Origin of the sequence: Algoriphagus sanaruensis, from assembly GCF_001593605.1 — a bacterium.
GTDB classification, from domain to species: Bacteria; Bacteroidota; Bacteroidia; order Cytophagales; family Cyclobacteriaceae; genus Algoriphagus; species Algoriphagus sanaruensis.
In genome coordinates this window covers 323461-339159 of the sequence record NZ_CP012836.1, presented here as the reverse complement: position 1 = coordinate 339159, position 15699 = coordinate 323461, and the positions used below count along the sequence as shown (strand labels likewise).

The 15699-nt window shown below is 41.7% G+C and carries 16 protein-coding genes; 6 read left to right on the top strand and 10 right to left on the bottom strand.

Annotation, left to right across the window (positions count from 1 at the left end):
* The first annotated feature begins 1 nt into the window (after nt 1).
* The 3 genes from AO498_RS01605 to AO498_RS16920 all read left to right on the top strand — a co-directional run bounded on the left by AO498_RS01605 (nt 2) and on the right by AO498_RS16920 (nt 3290).
* The gene (locus AO498_RS01605) at nt 2-844 is read left to right on the top strand and encodes an N-acetylglucosamine kinase (RefSeq protein ID WP_067542812.1); all 843 of its coding nucleotides are present in this window, start codon (nt 2-4) and stop codon (nt 842-844) included.
* Between the two features lie 33 nt (nt 845-877).
* On the top strand, nt 878-1696 hold the full coding sequence (gene murQ, locus AO498_RS01600; protein ID WP_067542809.1) for an N-acetylmuramic acid 6-phosphate etherase: 819 nt from the start codon (nt 878-880) through the stop codon (nt 1694-1696).
* Between the two features lie 124 nt (nt 1697-1820).
* The gene (locus AO498_RS16920) at nt 1821-3290 is read left to right on the top strand and encodes a pseudouridine synthase (RefSeq protein ID WP_082792170.1); all 1470 of its coding nucleotides are present in this window, start codon (nt 1821-1823) and stop codon (nt 3288-3290) included.
* Nucleotides 3291-3326: 36 nt separating this feature from the next.
* Here AO498_RS16920 and trxA read toward each other — a convergent pair whose 3' ends face one another.
* The 10 genes from trxA to AO498_RS01545 form a co-directional block, all read right to left on the bottom strand.
* Nucleotides 3327-3632, bottom strand: coding sequence for a thioredoxin (trxA, locus tag AO498_RS01590; protein WP_067542806.1), 306 nt, complete (start codon nt 3630-3632; stop codon nt 3327-3329).
* 85 nt (nt 3633-3717) lie between these two features.
* A complete protein-coding gene (locus AO498_RS01585) occupies nt 3718-4269 on the bottom strand; it encodes an OmpH/Skp family outer membrane protein (protein ID WP_067542803.1) in 552 nt (183 codons plus the stop codon).
* 13 nt (nt 4270-4282) lie between these two features.
* Nucleotides 4283-4813, bottom strand: coding sequence for an OmpH/Skp family outer membrane protein (locus AO498_RS01580; RefSeq protein ID WP_067542800.1), 531 nt, complete (start codon nt 4811-4813; stop codon nt 4283-4285).
* 89 nt (nt 4814-4902) lie between these two features.
* Entirely contained in the window at nt 4903-7599 is a 2697-nt protein-coding gene (locus tag AO498_RS01575) for a BamA/OMP85 family outer membrane protein (RefSeq protein WP_067542797.1), read from the bottom strand.
* Between the two features lie 7 nt (nt 7600-7606).
* On the bottom strand, nt 7607-8344 hold the full coding sequence (locus AO498_RS01570; RefSeq protein WP_067542794.1) for an isoprenyl transferase: 738 nt from the start codon (nt 8342-8344) through the stop codon (nt 7607-7609).
* A gap of 80 nt (nt 8345-8424) precedes the next feature.
* A complete protein-coding gene (gene porG, locus AO498_RS01565) occupies nt 8425-9186 on the bottom strand; it encodes a type IX secretion system protein PorG (protein ID WP_067542791.1) in 762 nt (253 codons plus the stop codon).
* A 91-nt stretch (nt 9187-9277) separates the two neighbouring features.
* A complete protein-coding gene (locus tag AO498_RS01560; RefSeq protein ID WP_067542788.1) occupies nt 9278-10153 on the bottom strand; it encodes an NAD kinase in 876 nt (291 codons plus the stop codon).
* Between the two features lie 3 nt (nt 10154-10156).
* A complete protein-coding gene (locus tag AO498_RS01555; RefSeq protein ID WP_067542785.1) occupies nt 10157-10822 on the bottom strand; it encodes a CBS domain-containing protein in 666 nt (221 codons plus the stop codon).
* A 78-nt stretch (nt 10823-10900) separates the two neighbouring features.
* Nucleotides 10901-12097, bottom strand: a complete 1197-nt coding sequence (gene chrA, locus AO498_RS01550) for a chromate efflux transporter (protein ID WP_067542782.1) — start codon at nt 12095-12097, stop codon at nt 10901-10903.
* Nucleotides 12098-12099: 2 nt separating this feature from the next.
* A complete protein-coding gene (locus AO498_RS01545) occupies nt 12100-13077 on the bottom strand; it encodes an isopenicillin N synthase family dioxygenase (protein ID WP_067542780.1) in 978 nt (325 codons plus the stop codon).
* Between the two features lie 73 nt (nt 13078-13150).
* Between AO498_RS01545 and AO498_RS01540 the strand changes: the two genes are divergently transcribed.
* From AO498_RS01540 to AO498_RS01530, 3 genes are read left to right on the top strand one after another with little or no spacing between them, the layout of a single operon-like run.
* Entirely contained in the window at nt 13151-13921 is a 771-nt protein-coding gene (locus AO498_RS01540; RefSeq protein ID WP_067542777.1) for a hypothetical protein, read from the top strand.
* Nucleotides 13922-13953: 32 nt separating this feature from the next.
* Complete coding sequence (gene serS, locus AO498_RS01535) at nt 13954-15225, top strand: serine--tRNA ligase (protein WP_067542774.1); 1272 nt, start codon at nt 13954-13956, stop codon at nt 15223-15225.
* Between the two features lie 49 nt (nt 15226-15274).
* Complete coding sequence (locus AO498_RS01530; RefSeq protein WP_067542771.1) at nt 15275-15694, top strand: nuclear transport factor 2 family protein; 420 nt, start codon at nt 15275-15277, stop codon at nt 15692-15694.
* Nucleotides 15695-15699 lie beyond the last annotated feature (5 nt).

Sequence of the window (15699 nt, the reverse complement as noted above, 5' to 3'; positions counted from 1 at the left end):
TATGATTTTAATTGCTGATAGCGGGAGTAGTAAAACGGATTGGCGTGTCCTTCATCCCAATGGGGAGGTGAGTTCATTTCGAGGCTTAGGGCTCAATCCTTATTATATGACTGCCGAAGAAATGGCCATCCAACTACGTCAAGATTTTCTTCTCAATTATGCAAAAGACATCACCCAGATCTATTATTATGGAGCGGGATGTTCAGCCCCTGAGCGAAAGGCCGAAGTTTTCCAAGCCTTGAGATCTATTTTTCCAATTGCAGAAATTAGGGTGGACCATGATTTAAGTGCAGCAGCTCGAGCTACTTGTGGGCACTCAGCAGGAATAGCCTGCATTTTGGGAACAGGCTCGAATAGCTGTGATTATGACGGAAAGAAAATCGTTGCACATCGACCTGCAGCAGGTTATATTTTAGGGGATGAAGGTGGAGGATGTTCCATTGGGAAAAAATTTCTTCAGGATTTTATTCATGAAGAAATGCCTATCCCGATTCGGGAGGCTGCCATAGAACGATTCAAAATCACCCAAAATATCATTCAAGACCATGTGTATCGTCAACCGTTTCCAAGTCGATATATGGCAAGCTTTTGTCGGTTTATTTCTGAGAATTCAGCAGATTCCTATTGTTATTACCTTTTTTCAAATTCATTCAAAGAGTTTTTTGGCAAGCACGTTTGTAAGTATTCCGGATATCAAGAAAAGCCAGTCAATTTTGTAGGTTCAATTGCCTTTTACAATCAGTCAATACTAAGAGATGTGGCCAATGAGTTAGGAATTCAAATTCAAACGATTCTTGAAAGCCCAATTGATGGGCTCATTAGCTATCATCAAAATAGTCATTAAAATTAAGCCCATGAGCTTTAAAGAAGATCAGTTATGAAGGTGACCGAAAGTAGTTCTCACTACGAGAATTTGGAGAAAATGGGCGTGACCCAACTCCTCCAGCATATTAATGAAGAAGACCACAAAGTTGCTCCCGCTGTAAAAGAAAAATTGGAAGCGATAGCTGCTTTTGTAGAACAACTTGTTCCTCGAATGAAAGAGGGTGGGCGCTTGTTTTACATTGGAGCAGGAACAAGCGGCAGACTAGGAATTTTGGACGCCTCCGAATGTCCTCCTACCTATGGGGTCCCTCATGATTGGGTAATTGGATTAATCGCAGGAGGAGACGCTGCCATTCGAAAAGCAGTTGAAAATGCAGAAGATGATCCTGAACAAGCTTGGAAGGATATTCAGGCCTATGGGTTTTCAGAATTGGACACAGTTATTGGCATTGCCGCCTCGGGCACTACTCCCTATGTGATTGGAGGTGTGAAAAAGGCCAGAGAAAAGGGACTGTTGACAGCATGTATCACATGTAATCCAGAATCTCCATTGGCTAAATCCGTTGAATATCCGATCGAGGTGGTGGTAGGGCCAGAATTTGTCACAGGTAGTACTCGTATGAAGTCAGGTACTGCTCAGAAGTTGGTTCTCAATATGATTTCCACCACGGTAATGATCAAGTTGGGAAGGGTTAAGGGGAATAAGATGGTAGATATGCAACTTTCCAATGCGAAATTGGTGGATCGTGGAACAAAAATGATTGTGGAGGCCACTGGCCTCGACTATCCTACAGCCCAACAAATGTTGCTTACCCACGGATCAGTTCGCAATGCAACCGAATTTTATTATCAAAATCGGGATAAAGCTTAAAGAATTTTTGGAGCTTGGATAAATTATTCATTCCGATGGCTGTATCTTTGCAGCCCAATTAAGCGTTTGAAATTCAATTGCTTATTTACTTGAAATTTAACTACAGCAGTGATGCTGCAAAATCATGAAAAAGAACAATCCTAGAAAACCATTTTTTAATCAAGACAATCAAAGTTCGGACGATTCGAAGTTCTCAAAGAAAGACAGTTCAACTTCTAGAGGCTCCAAATTTGAGTCTAAAAACGAGGGGTTTGATTCCCGGAAAAAATCATTTGGAAAAGGCGATGATCGATTCGCCAAGTCCAATTTTTCAAAAAAAGCAGAGGGAAAACCAGCATTTAAAAAATGGGGAGAGGAAAATCCTTCATCCGGAGAAAAGTTTGGATCTAAATCCAAAGGTAAATTTTTTAAAGATGATCGATCAAATGATCCAAAGCCTGCATTTTCTAAGCGAAATGATTCAAATGACGAACGCAAATCATTTGGAGAAAAGCGATTTGGAAAGGAGGGTGGCGAGTTCAAGAAAAAATTTGAACCTAAAAGTGAGTCTGGCTACAAAAAATCTTTTGGTGAGAAGTCTGACCGGGTAAGAAAGGATGACTTTGGGTCTAAGAGATTTGACCAAGGTGAAGGTGCCAAAAAACCGTTCAAGAAGAATTTCTCTGACGATTCTTCCTCCAAAAAAGAAGAGGGAAAATTGGTTTATAAAGGTCGTGGCCGTGATCAGAAGCCTGTTTTTGGGATCGAAAAACCCAAGTATGGGGAAGATAAAGGAACAACTAAGAGGGGTTTCGGTAAAAACAGACCCAAAAAGTTTGAAGTAGATATCGAGAGGCCAGAATACAATTTTGAGCATATCCCTCAAAACAAAAAGTCCAATGAAGACGGAGCGATCCGTCTCAATAAGTACATCGCCAATTCAGGTATTTGTAGCCGTCGAGAGGCAGATGAGTTAATTTCATCAGGCCAGATTTCGGTGAATGGAGAGGTGATCAAGGAGATGGGACATAAAGTAAAAAAATCAGACCGAGTGGTCTTCCAAGGAAAACGAATTAATCCTGAAAAACCGGTCTATGTCCTTTTGAATAAGCCTAAGGACTTTATTACCACCACTGAAGATCCGATGGAGAGAAAGACTGTTATGCGCTTGGTAGAAAATGCCTGTGAAGAGCGGATTTTCCCGGTAGGTCGTCTGGATCGCAATACTACAGGACTTCTTTTGTTTACCAACGATGGGGAATTGGCTGCGAAACTTTCTCACCCTTCCAATGAAATCAAAAAAATTTATCAGGTGACACTGGATAAACCATTGACCTATAAGGATGAGGAGGAAATTTTGGAAGGTTTGACCCTGGAAGATGGAGAGGCTAAGGTAGATGATATGCAAGTGCTATCTGCAGATCGTAAAATCTTAGGATTAGAAATTCATATCGGGCGAAATAGAATTGTAAGAAGGATTTTTGCCCACCTAGGGTACGAAGTAGTCGGGTTGGATCGAGTGATGTATGCGGGACTGGATAAGAAAGACCTGAAAAGAGGACATTATCGATTCCTTACCGAGAAAGAAGTGATCCGGCTAAAATATTATGTCTAGTAATTCAAAAGGCTGTTAGATTTCTAACAGCCTTTTTTATGCGAATCCCTTTAATTGTTGAACCAATTCCCGCCTGGTAATCACGCCTCCTTTTCTCCAGAGGATTTTCCCTCGCTTAAAAAGTATATAATGAGGAATTGATCGAATCCCAAATTGTTGACTGAGTTGAGGGTGTCTATCTACATTGATTTTTAGTAGTTTGATTTTTCCTCCCAATTCCTGAAGTGCTTCGTCTATAACTGGATTCATGGTCTGACAAGGACCGCACCAATCTGCGTAAAAGTCCACAAGCACCGCGTCCTGACTTTGGGAGATGATATCCTTTGGGTTTTTCTTGGGCATTTTTAGGGTCTTTACTGGTCGAAAATACAAAAAATAAAGGCTGCCTTTGGGGAAAGACAGCCTTTGAGTAGTTTATTTTCTGGAATTAATTTCCACCCGCTGCAGGAGGGGTTGGCATTTTCAATCCAAGTTTAGCCAATACCAATTCTGTAAACTTGTCAGCCTCTTTGGTGTACAATAAGATCGGAGACTGGCCGGCAGTTTCAGCGAAAATATGCGTGTAGTTGTTTTCAGCTGCAACCGTATTGATCGCGTTGATTACTTTGGTTTGAACTGGCTCAAGAAGCTCCTGAAGCTTTCGCTGATATGAAATTTGAGCATCTTGCTCATACTTCTGAAGGTCTTGCTGGAGCTTGGTCAATTCAGCTTCTTTGGCAGCTCTTGCATCTTCTGTCATGGTCGGAGCAGCTTGCTGATAAGCTTGCACTTGTCTTTGGAAGTCCGCAGCCTTAGTCTGAATATTGGTTTGAAGCTGAGTTTGATAATCTTGGATATCAGCTCCAATTTGCTCCATTTCAGGCATTAAATCCATAATAAACTCTACGCTAGTGTAGCCGATTTTAACTTCCTGTGCTTGAGCGGAAAATCCTAGAAGCAATACCATTACTGCGGCTAGGGCAACTTTAATTTTCATCATTTGGTGTTTGTATTTAATTGTTTTCTTCGATTCCTAATTCTTCCAAGACAAACTCTGAATAGTCGTGTCTTGGGTCGGTCCAGATGATTGCCGAAGGACCAGCGGCTTTATCAAATAGCATCGCTAGATTATTTCTTCTAGTTACTCGCTCGATTGCATCGTAAATTTTAGATTGGAGAGGTTGAAGTAGTTCTGCCTGTTTTTGGTAATACAGTCCTTCTATTCCAAATACTCGACTGTTAAATTCCTGAGCCGTTTTTTCTTTAATCTTAATTTCTGCCAGCTTTTTTTGGTACATCTCTTCGGTAAGCAAGACTTCTTCTGCTTTCAGTTGAGAATACAATTCCTTGATCTCCTGATCCAAAGTTTGTGCCTCTTTTTTCCATTCTGCGCTCACTTTGGAAAGCTCTTGCTGGATGACTTTGTAGTCTGGATGTTTGTTTAGGATATATTCTGAATCAATGTATCCTAATTTTTGGGCGAAAACAGTGTTTGAACCCAGCACGAGAAGCAGCAAAAGTACAATTTTCAGTGATTTATCCATGTCATCTTCATTTTTCAATCCATCCGATTTACGAACGTATTCTGAGTTGATTTAGCATAAATTAACTACTTGCTGCACCGAATTCAAATTTATCTGAATTGTTGTCCGATGGTAAAGTGGAACTGAGGACCACTTCGCTGCAATGTTCCAGGAGCGTTATCAAACCCATATCCCCAATCGATCCCCAACAGACCAAATGCTGGCATAAAGATTCTGGCACCCACACCTGCAGATTTTTTCAAATCATAAGGGTTAAATTCCCGGTAGGATCCCCAGTTATTTCCAGCTTCTGCAAATCCGAGTAAGAAGATTGTAGCAGATGGGTTCGGTGATACTAGGAATCTCAATTCCATGACATATTTATTGTAAACTACTCCACCATAAGGATCAGGATTTGCAGTACCTCGGGTATCTCTACCAGGTGTGATGACTTGGTTTTCATATCCTCTCAAACCAATAATTTCCTGGCCTAAAGCGAAGTTGTTGAAGGTCATTCCGTCTCCACCCATTACGAATCGCTCCAAAGGAATAATTCCAAGTTTATTTCCATAGGATCCCAAGAAGCCCATGTGAGCTCTTGCACTCGCCACCCATTTGTTGGATCCAAATACAGGGGTGTAGAAGGAGGCATCAAACATCCATTTATGGTATTCCAGCCAATTGTATTTCTCCTGATCAGTAGATTCCTCGGTGAGTTTTCTGTTCAAAGAGTTGTAAGGAGGGGTAAATTCTGTAGATAGAATGATGTTGGATCCCAGACGAGGATAGATCGTATTATCCACGTTATTACGAGCAATGGTGGTGTTCAGCGTAATACTTTTTGAGGTGCCAGATGGGTAAGTCAACCCAAAGGAAGTACCAAATCGGTCAAACACATAATTCTGGAATTGTACCGAATTACTGATTTGGAAATAATCATCCGGCCAAGTAACTCGTTTTGCAAGTCCCAAAGTGACTCCTGTGATACGGAACGATCCTAATTCATTGCCAAAGTTATTTCGGTTAAAGAAGTCAACTTGACGCTGAATGGAATGATTAAAGGCAAAGCTCAAAGAGTTTGGCTTTTTACCTCCAAACCAAGGTTCACTCAACGAGAGGGAATAGTTTTGGAACGTACGGCCATTTGCCTGAACTCTCAAGGAAAGCTTTTGTCCATCCCCTACAGGTAGCGGATCCCACTTGCTGAAGTCTCCGATATTTTTGATGGAGAAGTTGTTAAACACTAATCCTACAGTTCCTACGAAGCCATAGAAACCTCCCCAACCACCAGAAAGCTCAATTTGGTCATTTGGACGTTCCTCGAGTTGGAAGGTAATATCTACAGTTGCTTGCTCGAAGTTTGGCCGGAGGTCGGGATTGATTTTTTCAGGGTCAAAATAGCCTAGCGTTGAAAGTTCTCGGATAGTTCGGACGAGTAAGCTTCGGTTGAATTTTTGACCTGGAAGGATTCGAATTTCCCGCATGACTACGTGATCAGAAGTTCGCTCGTTCCCTTCTATGCTCACACTGTTTACTGTAACCTGTGGCCCTTCAAAGATTCGCATTTCTAGATCGATGGAATCCCCTACAACATTGATTTCTACGGGGTCAATATTGAAGAAGAGGTATCCATTATCTTGGTACAGGGAGCTGACGTCATCTCCTTTTTGAGGATCATAATTGAGACGTTTGTCCAGTTTTTCTTTGTCGTAGACATCTCCCTTCTGAATACCAAGCCTCTCTAACAGTTCGGAGTCCGTGTGGATATAATTTCCTCTGAAAGAGATGTTGCGGTAAAAGTATTTTCGGCCTTCCTCGACCGCTATGTCAATGTTGATTTTATCCGAAGAAAAATTGTAAACCGAATCATCCAGGATTTTTGCATCTCTAAAGCCTTTGCTATTGTAAAAGGCAATGATTTTATCCTTATCCGTTCGATATTCTTTGGGGATGTATTTTGATCCATTGAAAAAGTTGAGCTTTAAATTTCGATTTAGGTAATCGATCGCATCTTCTTTTGAGGTAGAATCAGTGTAGAAAATCGAATTTTTCACTGAAGATGGACTGGCATCTGCTAGTCTGGAATACAAATCTTTGAAAATGGCTACCCGAGGATGCTCCTTGGTTTTTTTCATTTTCCCTTTGATGGCTCGATCTGAAATCTCCTCGTTTCCGTCGATTGCAATCGTATTGATTTTGACTTTTTCGTTGGTATTGATATCGAATCTTAGCCGGACACTGTTGGGTAAGGTGGTGTCTCTTTCCTGAAGTATTTTTACTTCTGTATTTAAGAATCCTTTATCTAAGTAATATTTTTCGATGTTCCGCTTTGCAGTATTTAAAACATCATCGCGAACGACACGACCTCTGATATTTACTTTGTCTCGAAGCTCGCTTTCTTGAGTTTTGTTTATGCCTGAAAATTCGACCCGGGAGAATCTTGGGCGCTCCGTCAAATCGAGCAATAAATAAATATCGTCACCTTCTATTTTAGTGACTAAAATTTTAACATCTCCGATAATTCCCTGGCCCCAAAGTTTCTTCAAGGCACCTGAAATCGCATCGCCCGGTACTTCAATCCGGTCATCAACTTTGAGACCTGCAAGAGAAATAATCGCGACTTCATCAAGGGTAGCCAAGCCAACGGCTTTGATTTCAGCAATTCGATATTGCTGCGGTTTGGCGTAATTCAGCTCCAAAATGTTGACTGGTCTTGGCGATGCATAACGACTTTGTCCCAAACGGATTTGCGCCATGCTGGTAAATGACCCAATCAAAAAGAACAGAATTAATAAACTTCTTTTCATCAATTACTTAAGATTTAACTTGCTCACCGGTTTTGCCGAACCTTCTTTCTCGTTTCTGATAATCTTCAATAGCGGCAAATAGATGTTCTCTACGGAAATCAGGCCATAATACCGGTGTAAAGTACAATTCGGTATAGGCGAGTTGCCATAGGAGAAAATTACTGATCCGATACTCTCCACTCGTTCTGATCATCAATTCGGGGTCTGGGATTCCAGCGGTATCCAAATTGGATGCGACCAGATCTTGGGTGATTTGATCCGGGGTAATTTCACCTGTTGAGACTTTTTGAGCAATGCGTTTTACTGCTTGAGTGAGTTCCCACTGACCACTGTAGCTGAGGGCAAGGATGACCGTCAATCCGGTATTGGAAGCTGTCATTTGCTTGGCTTCCATCAATTTGTCATAGGCAGATTGGGGAAGGCTACTGAGATCACCGATGGCATCCAGCCGGATGTTGTTGTTCATCATCAGGGAGATCTCATCGATGATGGTTTTTACTAGGAGTTCCATCAGTGCCCGAACTTCATCCTGCGGTCTGGACCAGTTTTCGGTTGAAAATGAAAATAAGGTCAGGTATTTAACCCCCAAATGGTCTGCCCCCTCAATGGCATCTTTTACTGCCTGAATTGCGTTGCGATGTCCGAATATTCTCATGGCTCCTTTTTTCTTGGCCCATCGGCCATTGCCGTCCATGATGATCGCGATATGTTGGGGGATTTTGGTTGGGTCTAATTTTTCCTTCATTCCAAAGACTGGATACCTTCATTTTGGGAGGTACAAAAATGCTATTTCTTTTTCAATATTCAGCCCTAGCCTTCAATTAATTAATAGGCAAAGCACTTCACGTTGGCAAAGGTATAGCTAACAGAAAGTCCTAGGAAATAGTACCAATCCTTGGTGTAAGGATTCCCGAAGTTGACGATATGAGTCAATTCTTTTCCGGTAATTGGATCGGTTTGTTGAATTGGAATGACTCCTACGTTTGAATCTATCTTATCCAGATAATCAGTAAATGTCGGCCTAAAACCTAGTTCTGCAGCCAATGTCCATCGGTCATTTAATCGGTATTTTACGCCACCACCAAAGGGGATTACCGGAGAGGATACTTGGTAGTAATCCGCAGGGGTAAATCGTTCTGCACTGTATCTTCCTTTCATGAGGAAATACGAATAGCCAACACCAAAGAAGGCGTAAGGAGAAAAGATAAACTCAGAATCGTTCCTGAGAAAATCTAGAAAGTTAAACTCCATAACTGCAGAAGCTTCAATTACCCCACCTTTAAATCGGGCATCTCTACTCTGGTTGACCAAATCGAGCGGTCCGAGTTCATCATCCCCCTGAAGGATGCCTGTGCTCAGGCCTACTCGCAGTGACCACACATTGTCAAAATTTCTCTTGCCAAACAACGTTCCTTGAATGCCAGCCTGGCCCACATCAACTTTTCGGATAATGTCGCCGGAATAAACGGCTCCTCCTATTCCACCTCCTATTTCATATTTCTGAGCAATACCAGAAAAAACCAATCCCAAGTAAAGCGCAGGGAAAAAGGCTAATTTTTTGAAAAGGGTACGATTGACTTTTTTCAAGACGATGCAAGTTAGGAACTAGGTAACGTATTAGAAACCGCGCTTGGTATTTACCGGGTTAATTATTGTTAAGCTTAGTTTTTGGGAATTTCTAGTTTCTCATATCCAATCCCCAATTTAATTTCTGTCGCAAGGTATCAAAGAAATGGTATTCGGGGAGCTTTACGAGGTTGGCTGGAAATTTTTCTTTTCGAACTTTAAGTTGGGTTTCTGAAGAAATCGAACAGGATCTAGAGTCTAAGGAGATCATAAATTTTTCCGTTCTTCCTTCTATTTCAAAGCTGATTTCACTTTCATCAGACACGATAATCGGCCTTACATTCAGATTATGCGGACTTACTGGAGTGATGACAAAGTTTTTGGCATCAGGGGTAATCAAGGGGCCACCGCAGCTTAAGGAATAACCTGTACTTCCGGTTGGGGTCGAAACTATCAAGCCATCAGCCCAATAGGAATTTAGGTATTTTCCATCGATAAAGGTGTGCACTGTAATCATAGAAGAAGTGTCTCGCTTGTGAATGGTGAATTCATTCAGAGCGAAAGTCAAGCCATTGAAAAGTCGTCTGTTACTTTCCAAAGCAATGAGGGTCCTTTTTTCGATCTGGAAATTTCCAGAAGCCAAATGTTGAACAGCCTCTTCAATCCTATCAGTGGCTACTGTAGCTAAGAACCCTAATCTTCCCGTATTCAATCCCAAAATTGGGGTCTCGTGATTTCCTATTACCGACACCGAGTCTAAAAGTGTCCCATCTCCGCCAATCGAAATCAAGAAATCTAAAGAGGCAAAATCTTCCTTGTCTTCCAAAACCCAATAGCTGAGGGTTTTATTTCCATTCATTTTCAACAGGCGGTCAAAAACTTCGGTTACATAGATTTCACATCCTTGACGATGGAGTGATGCGAAGAGTAGTTCGATGTGTGGGAAATAATCTGGCCTTAGTGCTAGACCATGTAAGGCTATTTTCATGCCTTAAATATCTAAAAATCTCAACAAGTTCCCGATTCGGTCATCGGAGTCATTCATCCCTTGCTCCTCTTGATAATGATCGATGATTCGATACCCAAATCGTTCTAGAGTAGCTCTGACGTGCTTGAGATCTGCTCGATCAAACTTCAGGGTTAACTTGATTTTGGTGTCATCCAAGGGGTCAGTGGAAATGAAAGAACTTAGGATTTTAGAGTTTTCTGATTCCACTAATCGGGCAATTTCGGAAAGGTGGTAATCAGTCATATTCATGGACAGAATCAATACTCCACCTTGGGACTGAATGGATAAACTATCCGCAAATGCAGAAATGGCATCCTCCATGGTGATTACTCCTTGATAATTGTGATTTCTATCCAAAACAGCAACAAGGTTGGACTGATGCTCGGAGGCAACTCGAAGCACATCATAGATGTGTTTATCGGTAAAAACCCAGCAGCTATGCCCTTCGAGAGGTAGAGTTTTGATGTATTGACTTGAATCGTTCTGGTCAAATATGACATCTTCCCGAAGAAATCCTAAAAAGTTTCCTTGGTCAACAACAGGTAATGAATCCGTCCGAATCTCTTCCATCCAAGACAAGGCCATACCGGCTTTGTCGCCAAGTTTTAGCGGTGGAATCAGATTGTTGATGAATTCGAAGGCCTGCATGAATGAAATTTAGGAATATCTAGGTGAAGTAAAAACGGAACTCCCGCCTTTCTTGTTCATTCTTGCAGAATTTGCAGATTAAACCAGGTAGTTTACCAAGATTCCTAGTACAATTCCTCCCGCAATGATCATAGGTGAGGAAATTTTACTGAATTGGAGCAAGCTATAAGTGCCCAAAACAAATAAAATATTGATTAGGCTTGACTCCATAGGTTCAAACAATAGATAGGCTGCTGCAATTAACATACCGCAGGAAACAGCATTAATTCCTTCCAAAGCGGCACGAACCGGTCGATAGAGTTTGAGTTGATCCCAAAAACGAATCACAAAAAAGATCATAAAAATACCCGGAAGGAAAATCCCAGCTGCGGCAATCAATCCCCCCATCAAAATCCCTGTGAAGCCAAATTCCCGCATGGATAGGGCTCCCACATAGGAGGAAATCGAAAAGGTCGGTCCAGGGATTCCTTGTGAAATTGCATACCCAGTGAGGAATTCCTCAGAACTCAAAAAATGTTTGAAATCCACGAATTCGGTGTAGAGGTAAGGGACCAAAACCTGTCCTCCTCCAAAAATCAAAGAGCCATTTCGGTAGAAATTTTCAAATAAAATGATGGGTTGCCATTTGAAAATGGCGCCTGCAGAGGCAGCAATTACAAGAACCAAAGCCCACAAATAAAAATTACTCCAGCGAATGACCAGTGTTTTATCTTCTTCTGACTTGGGTTGGTTTTTATATTTTATGGAAGTACTCAGTCCACCCAAAATCAATAATCCAGGGAAAATATAGGGGGAGCTGTAGAAGAATGATACAAAGGCAGACAGGAGCATCAAGATCATGGCTTCGGTGGATTTGATCATTTTTCCGATCGTCTTTTGCGCAGCAAAAATGATGAAGCCAATAGCCATCGGCTGAATAAATCTTGCAAAATCAAGAGCTCCAGGGGTATTTTCTTGTAAAAAATCGATCAATAATGCGGCCGCAATCATGATGATCGTCGCTGGAAGAATCCAAACAAAAAGTGCCAAATAGGCAAGATTTGGGCCTCCTACACGGAAACCGATGGCTGAAACAAGTTGGGTAGAAGCAGGCCCTGGGAGCATATTGCAAAGTGCATTAAGCTCCCAGAGTTCTTCCTCTGAGACGTAAGCTCTTTTTCTTACCATTCGGTCAAGCAGCATAGCCAAAAAAGCTTGCGGCCCACCGAATGAGGTAAGTGAAAGGGTTAAAATATCCTTCAGAAATACATAATATCGGACTTTGCGAACCGACATTTTTACTTTCGAAGTCCTAATTCACGAAGCCTTTCTTCTAGAAATTCTCCAGCTGTGGCATCACTAAATAGCTTTGGATGACTTTCATCAATGCAGCTCTCAAGGCAAGTCAAGTCCATTTCTGAACGAGGATGCATGAAGAATGGAATCGAAAATCTGCTCGTATGCATCAATTCTCTAGGAGGATTGACCACTCGGTGGATGGTAGATTTGAGCTTTTTGTTAGTAAGACGCTCTAGCATATCCCCCACATTTACTACCAATTGATCGGGTAATGCTGTGATTGGAATCCATTTTCCATCTTTTCTCAAAACCTGAAGACCGTCCGCACTCGCACCCATCAACAAAGTGATTAGGTTGATATCGCCATGCTCCGCTGCCCGAACAGCATCAGCTGGTACTTCGTCCGGATTTTCAATTGGGAAGTAATGGATTTGTCTCAAGATGGAATTACCATAGGCGACTTTGTCCTCAAAATAATCTTCCTCTAATTCGAGGTGTAATGCAATCGCTCGCAACATGGCCTTCCCTGCATTTTCCAACGTTTGGTATGCTTCAATCGCATCTTGTTTGAAATTTGGGATTTCCTCCGGCCAAAGGTTAGCCGGGTATTCACTTTTGATGGAATCCGAATCAGGAATCAATTCCAGTTCTTGCCCGACGTGATAAAATTCTTTTAAATCGCCTGTATTTCTGCCTTTTGCATGTTCTTTTCCTTTTCCGGTATATCCTCGCTGGTAGCCGATTTCCGGGCGCTCATACTTGGATTTGATCTCGTCTGAAAGTGCAAAAAAAGATTTGATTGACTGATAAAGCCGGTCCTGGAGGTCTTGGGAAAGACCGTGGTTTTTTATCGCCACAAAACCAATATTCTGATAGGCTTCACCCAGTTTCTTGACAAAGTTGTGTTTTTGTTCAGGTGTTCCTGAAGTAAAATCGGCCAAGTCTAGACTTGGGATTTCATCAAATAAAATTTCCATGGTTTAATGTTTAGTTGACTGAACCGTACAATTCTTCAAAATTAAATATCTTTATCCCAATCTTTCCCCAATTATGAACAAAATCCAAAGTTATCCTTTCCTATTTGTTCTTATTCTTTGGGCTTGTTCAGAGTCCAAAGTGAAAGTCAACGAATCAGTTGTTGATGCCTTACAAGACTCCAGTTTGGTGCAAGACCCTCAAGCGAAGATCGCATTTTTTCAATATGAGGATTCTTCCGCGTATCCTGATGCGATTTTGGAATTATACACGCCTTTGGGAAATCAATCATTTAGGCCCGGCAAAGTTCCTTTTGAATTTAATATCAAGAATTTTAGTCTTAATGAAGGTGGGGCAGATGCGCCACAGTTGTTCTTGATTCTAAATGGGGGAGACCCCATAGGATTTTTTTCGCCCATTTTCCAGCGAGAGCTTACGCAAGGTACCTATCGAGCAGTGGCATATTTGGTGGATGAAGAAGGGCTGGCTTTGAAAAGCTTTGGGAATTATGTGGATCGCGATTTTTTGGTGGGAGATTCCAGACCTTTCCCCTATTCGGCTGAACCCTATTTGGCTTTAAATTTTCCGCGGAATCAGCAGGTAGTTCCTCTAGGTCAAGAGTTGATTATTGACTTTTTGGTCCTGGGAGGGGATATGGATTTGGATAATTTAAAAGTTCGAATTGAGCTTAATGGGATTAGTTATGAAAGTGAGCAAATGCTCCCAGTTCGGGTAGCTAATCTTCCTGTGGGGGACTATCAGATTACACTCAATCTTCTTCGAAAAGACAATAAAGAATTAGAAGGTCCATTCTCTAGTGTTACCAAATCCTTCTTTGTAAGATAACTGGTTATCTTTGGACCAAAATAAAAAGTATTATGCTTTTAGTAAACCAAATTAGAGAACAACACGATCAGGTCCTTGCGGGATTAAAAAAGCGGAATCTTGCAAATATCAACGAAACTATAGATCAAGTCCTTGCCTTGGATGACCTTCGGAAATCATCTCAAGCTCAGCGTGATCAACTTCAAGCGGAAGCTAACGGAATTGCCAAGCAAATCGGTCAGCTTATGAAAGAAGGGAAAAGTGCAGAGGCTTCGGTCATCAAGGAGCGTACTGCGGAGATCAAGCAGCAAATCAAGGAGTTGGATGATATCAATGCTCAGGCAGAAGGTGATCTGAAGGCACTTTTATATACGATTCCGAATGTCCCTCATACCTCAGTGCCAAGTGGCAAATCTGCAGAGGATAATGAGGTAGTCTTGACCCATGGCGAAATCCCGACACTTTTTGAAGGGAAACTTCCCCATTGGGACTTGATCAAGAAGTACGATATCATTGATTTCGATTTAGGGATAAAAATAACCGGTGCTGGATTTCCAGTATATAAAGGAAAGGGAGCTCGAATTCAGCGGGCTTTGATCAATTTCTTTCTGGATGAAGCCATGGCCGCTGGCTACATGGAGGTTCAGCCCCCAATTTTGGTAAATGAAGATTCTGGATATGGCACAGGTCAGCTTCCAGATAAAGAAGGTCAGATGTATCATGCAACGGCTGATAATCTTTACTTGATTCCGACTGCTGAGGTTCCGATTACAAACCTTTATCGGGACGTCATTTTAAATGAATCAGATTTACCCGTAAAGAATGTGGGATATACTCCATGCTTCAGAAGAGAAGCGGGTTCATGGGGTGCTCATGTTCGTGGATTGAATAGATTGCACCAGTTTGATAAAGTGGAAATTGTGCAGATTACTCATCCCGATCAATCCTATGAAGCACTTGAAAGCATGAGCGCGTATGTTCAGGGACTTCTTCAAAAATTAGAATTACCCTACCGAGTGCTCCGGCTTTGTGGTGGTGATATGGGCTTTACCTCTGCACTCACCTATGACATGGAAGTGTTTTCCGCAGCACAGGAACGTTGGTTGGAGGTAAGTTCAGTGTCAAATTTTGAAACGTACCAAACGAATCGATTGAAACTAAGATTCAGAGGTGAAGATAAAAAGACACAGCTAGCTCATTCACTTAACGGATCCGCACTTGCTTTACCACGAATTGTCGCAGCTATTCTGGAAAACAATCAAACTGAGGATGGGATTTTGATGCCGAAAGTGCTTCATCCATACCTTGGTTTTGATCGAATCTAAGTTTGACTCATTTTAAACTGCCTGTGAAATCAGGCAGTTTTTTTATGCCATGAAACAAGCCATCATCATTCTTTTTTTCCTCTTTTTACCGTCGATCGGAATCAGTCAAGAAGCAGATCTCGAAGCGGTAACGCAGACTGTGAATCTCTATTTTGAGGGGATGATGGAGCGAAATGCTGCTAAACTGAATGAGGCATTTCTGCCAAATGCGCAGCTCATTGGTTATCGAGGAACCCAATTGGCGATTACTCCATTTGAAGAATGGCGGGAGGGGACAACCAAAGGAAATCCAAGAAGTCCCGAACAATTTAGAAATGAAATCAAGGCAATTCGAATCGAAGGCAATATGGCCTTGGCAGAAACTGAATTATTCTGGCCAGGGATTTATTATTACGATTTTTTGACTTTGATCAAGGTGGGGGATTCCTGGAAGATCGTCCATAAAAGTTGGACCGAAAGGACTTTTTAATCGGC

Coding starts and splice junctions, on each gene's coding strand:
- AO498_RS01605 (WP_067542812.1), top strand. CDS start 2: ATGATTTTAATTGCTGATAGCGGGAGTAGTAAAACGGATTGGCGTGTC.
- murQ (WP_067542809.1), top strand. CDS start 878: ATGAAGGTGACCGAAAGTAGTTCTCACTACGAGAATTTGGAGAAAATG.
- AO498_RS16920 (WP_082792170.1), top strand. CDS start 1,821: ATGAAAAAGAACAATCCTAGAAAACCATTTTTTAATCAAGACAATCAA.
- trxA (WP_067542806.1), bottom strand. CDS start 3,632: ATGCCCAAGAAAAACCCAAAGGATATCATCTCCCAAAGTCAGGACGCG.
- AO498_RS01585 (WP_067542803.1), bottom strand. CDS start 4,269: ATGATGAAAATTAAAGTTGCCCTAGCCGCAGTAATGGTATTGCTTCTA.
- AO498_RS01580 (WP_067542800.1), bottom strand. CDS start 4,813: ATGGATAAATCACTGAAAATTGTACTTTTGCTGCTTCTCGTGCTGGGT.
- AO498_RS01575 (WP_067542797.1), bottom strand. CDS start 7,599: ATGAAAAGAAGTTTATTAATTCTGTTCTTTTTGATTGGGTCATTTACC.
- AO498_RS01570 (WP_067542794.1), bottom strand. CDS start 8,344: ATGAAGGAAAAATTAGACCCAACCAAAATCCCCCAACATATCGCGATC.
- AO498_RS01560 (WP_067542788.1), bottom strand. CDS start 10,153: ATGAAAATAGCCTTACATGGTCTAGCACTAAGGCCAGATTATTTCCCA.
- AO498_RS01555 (WP_067542785.1), bottom strand. CDS start 10,822: ATGCAGGCCTTCGAATTCATCAACAATCTGATTCCACCGCTAAAACTT.
- chrA (WP_067542782.1), bottom strand. CDS start 12,097: ATGTCGGTTCGCAAAGTCCGATATTATGTATTTCTGAAGGATATTTTA.
- AO498_RS01545 (WP_067542780.1), bottom strand. CDS start 13,077: ATGGAAATTTTATTTGATGAAATCCCAAGTCTAGACTTGGCCGATTTT.
- AO498_RS01540 (WP_067542777.1), top strand. CDS start 13,151: ATGAACAAAATCCAAAGTTATCCTTTCCTATTTGTTCTTATTCTTTGG.
- serS (WP_067542774.1), top strand. CDS start 13,954: ATGCTTTTAGTAAACCAAATTAGAGAACAACACGATCAGGTCCTTGCG.
- AO498_RS01530 (WP_067542771.1), top strand. CDS start 15,275: ATGAAACAAGCCATCATCATTCTTTTTTTCCTCTTTTTACCGTCGATC.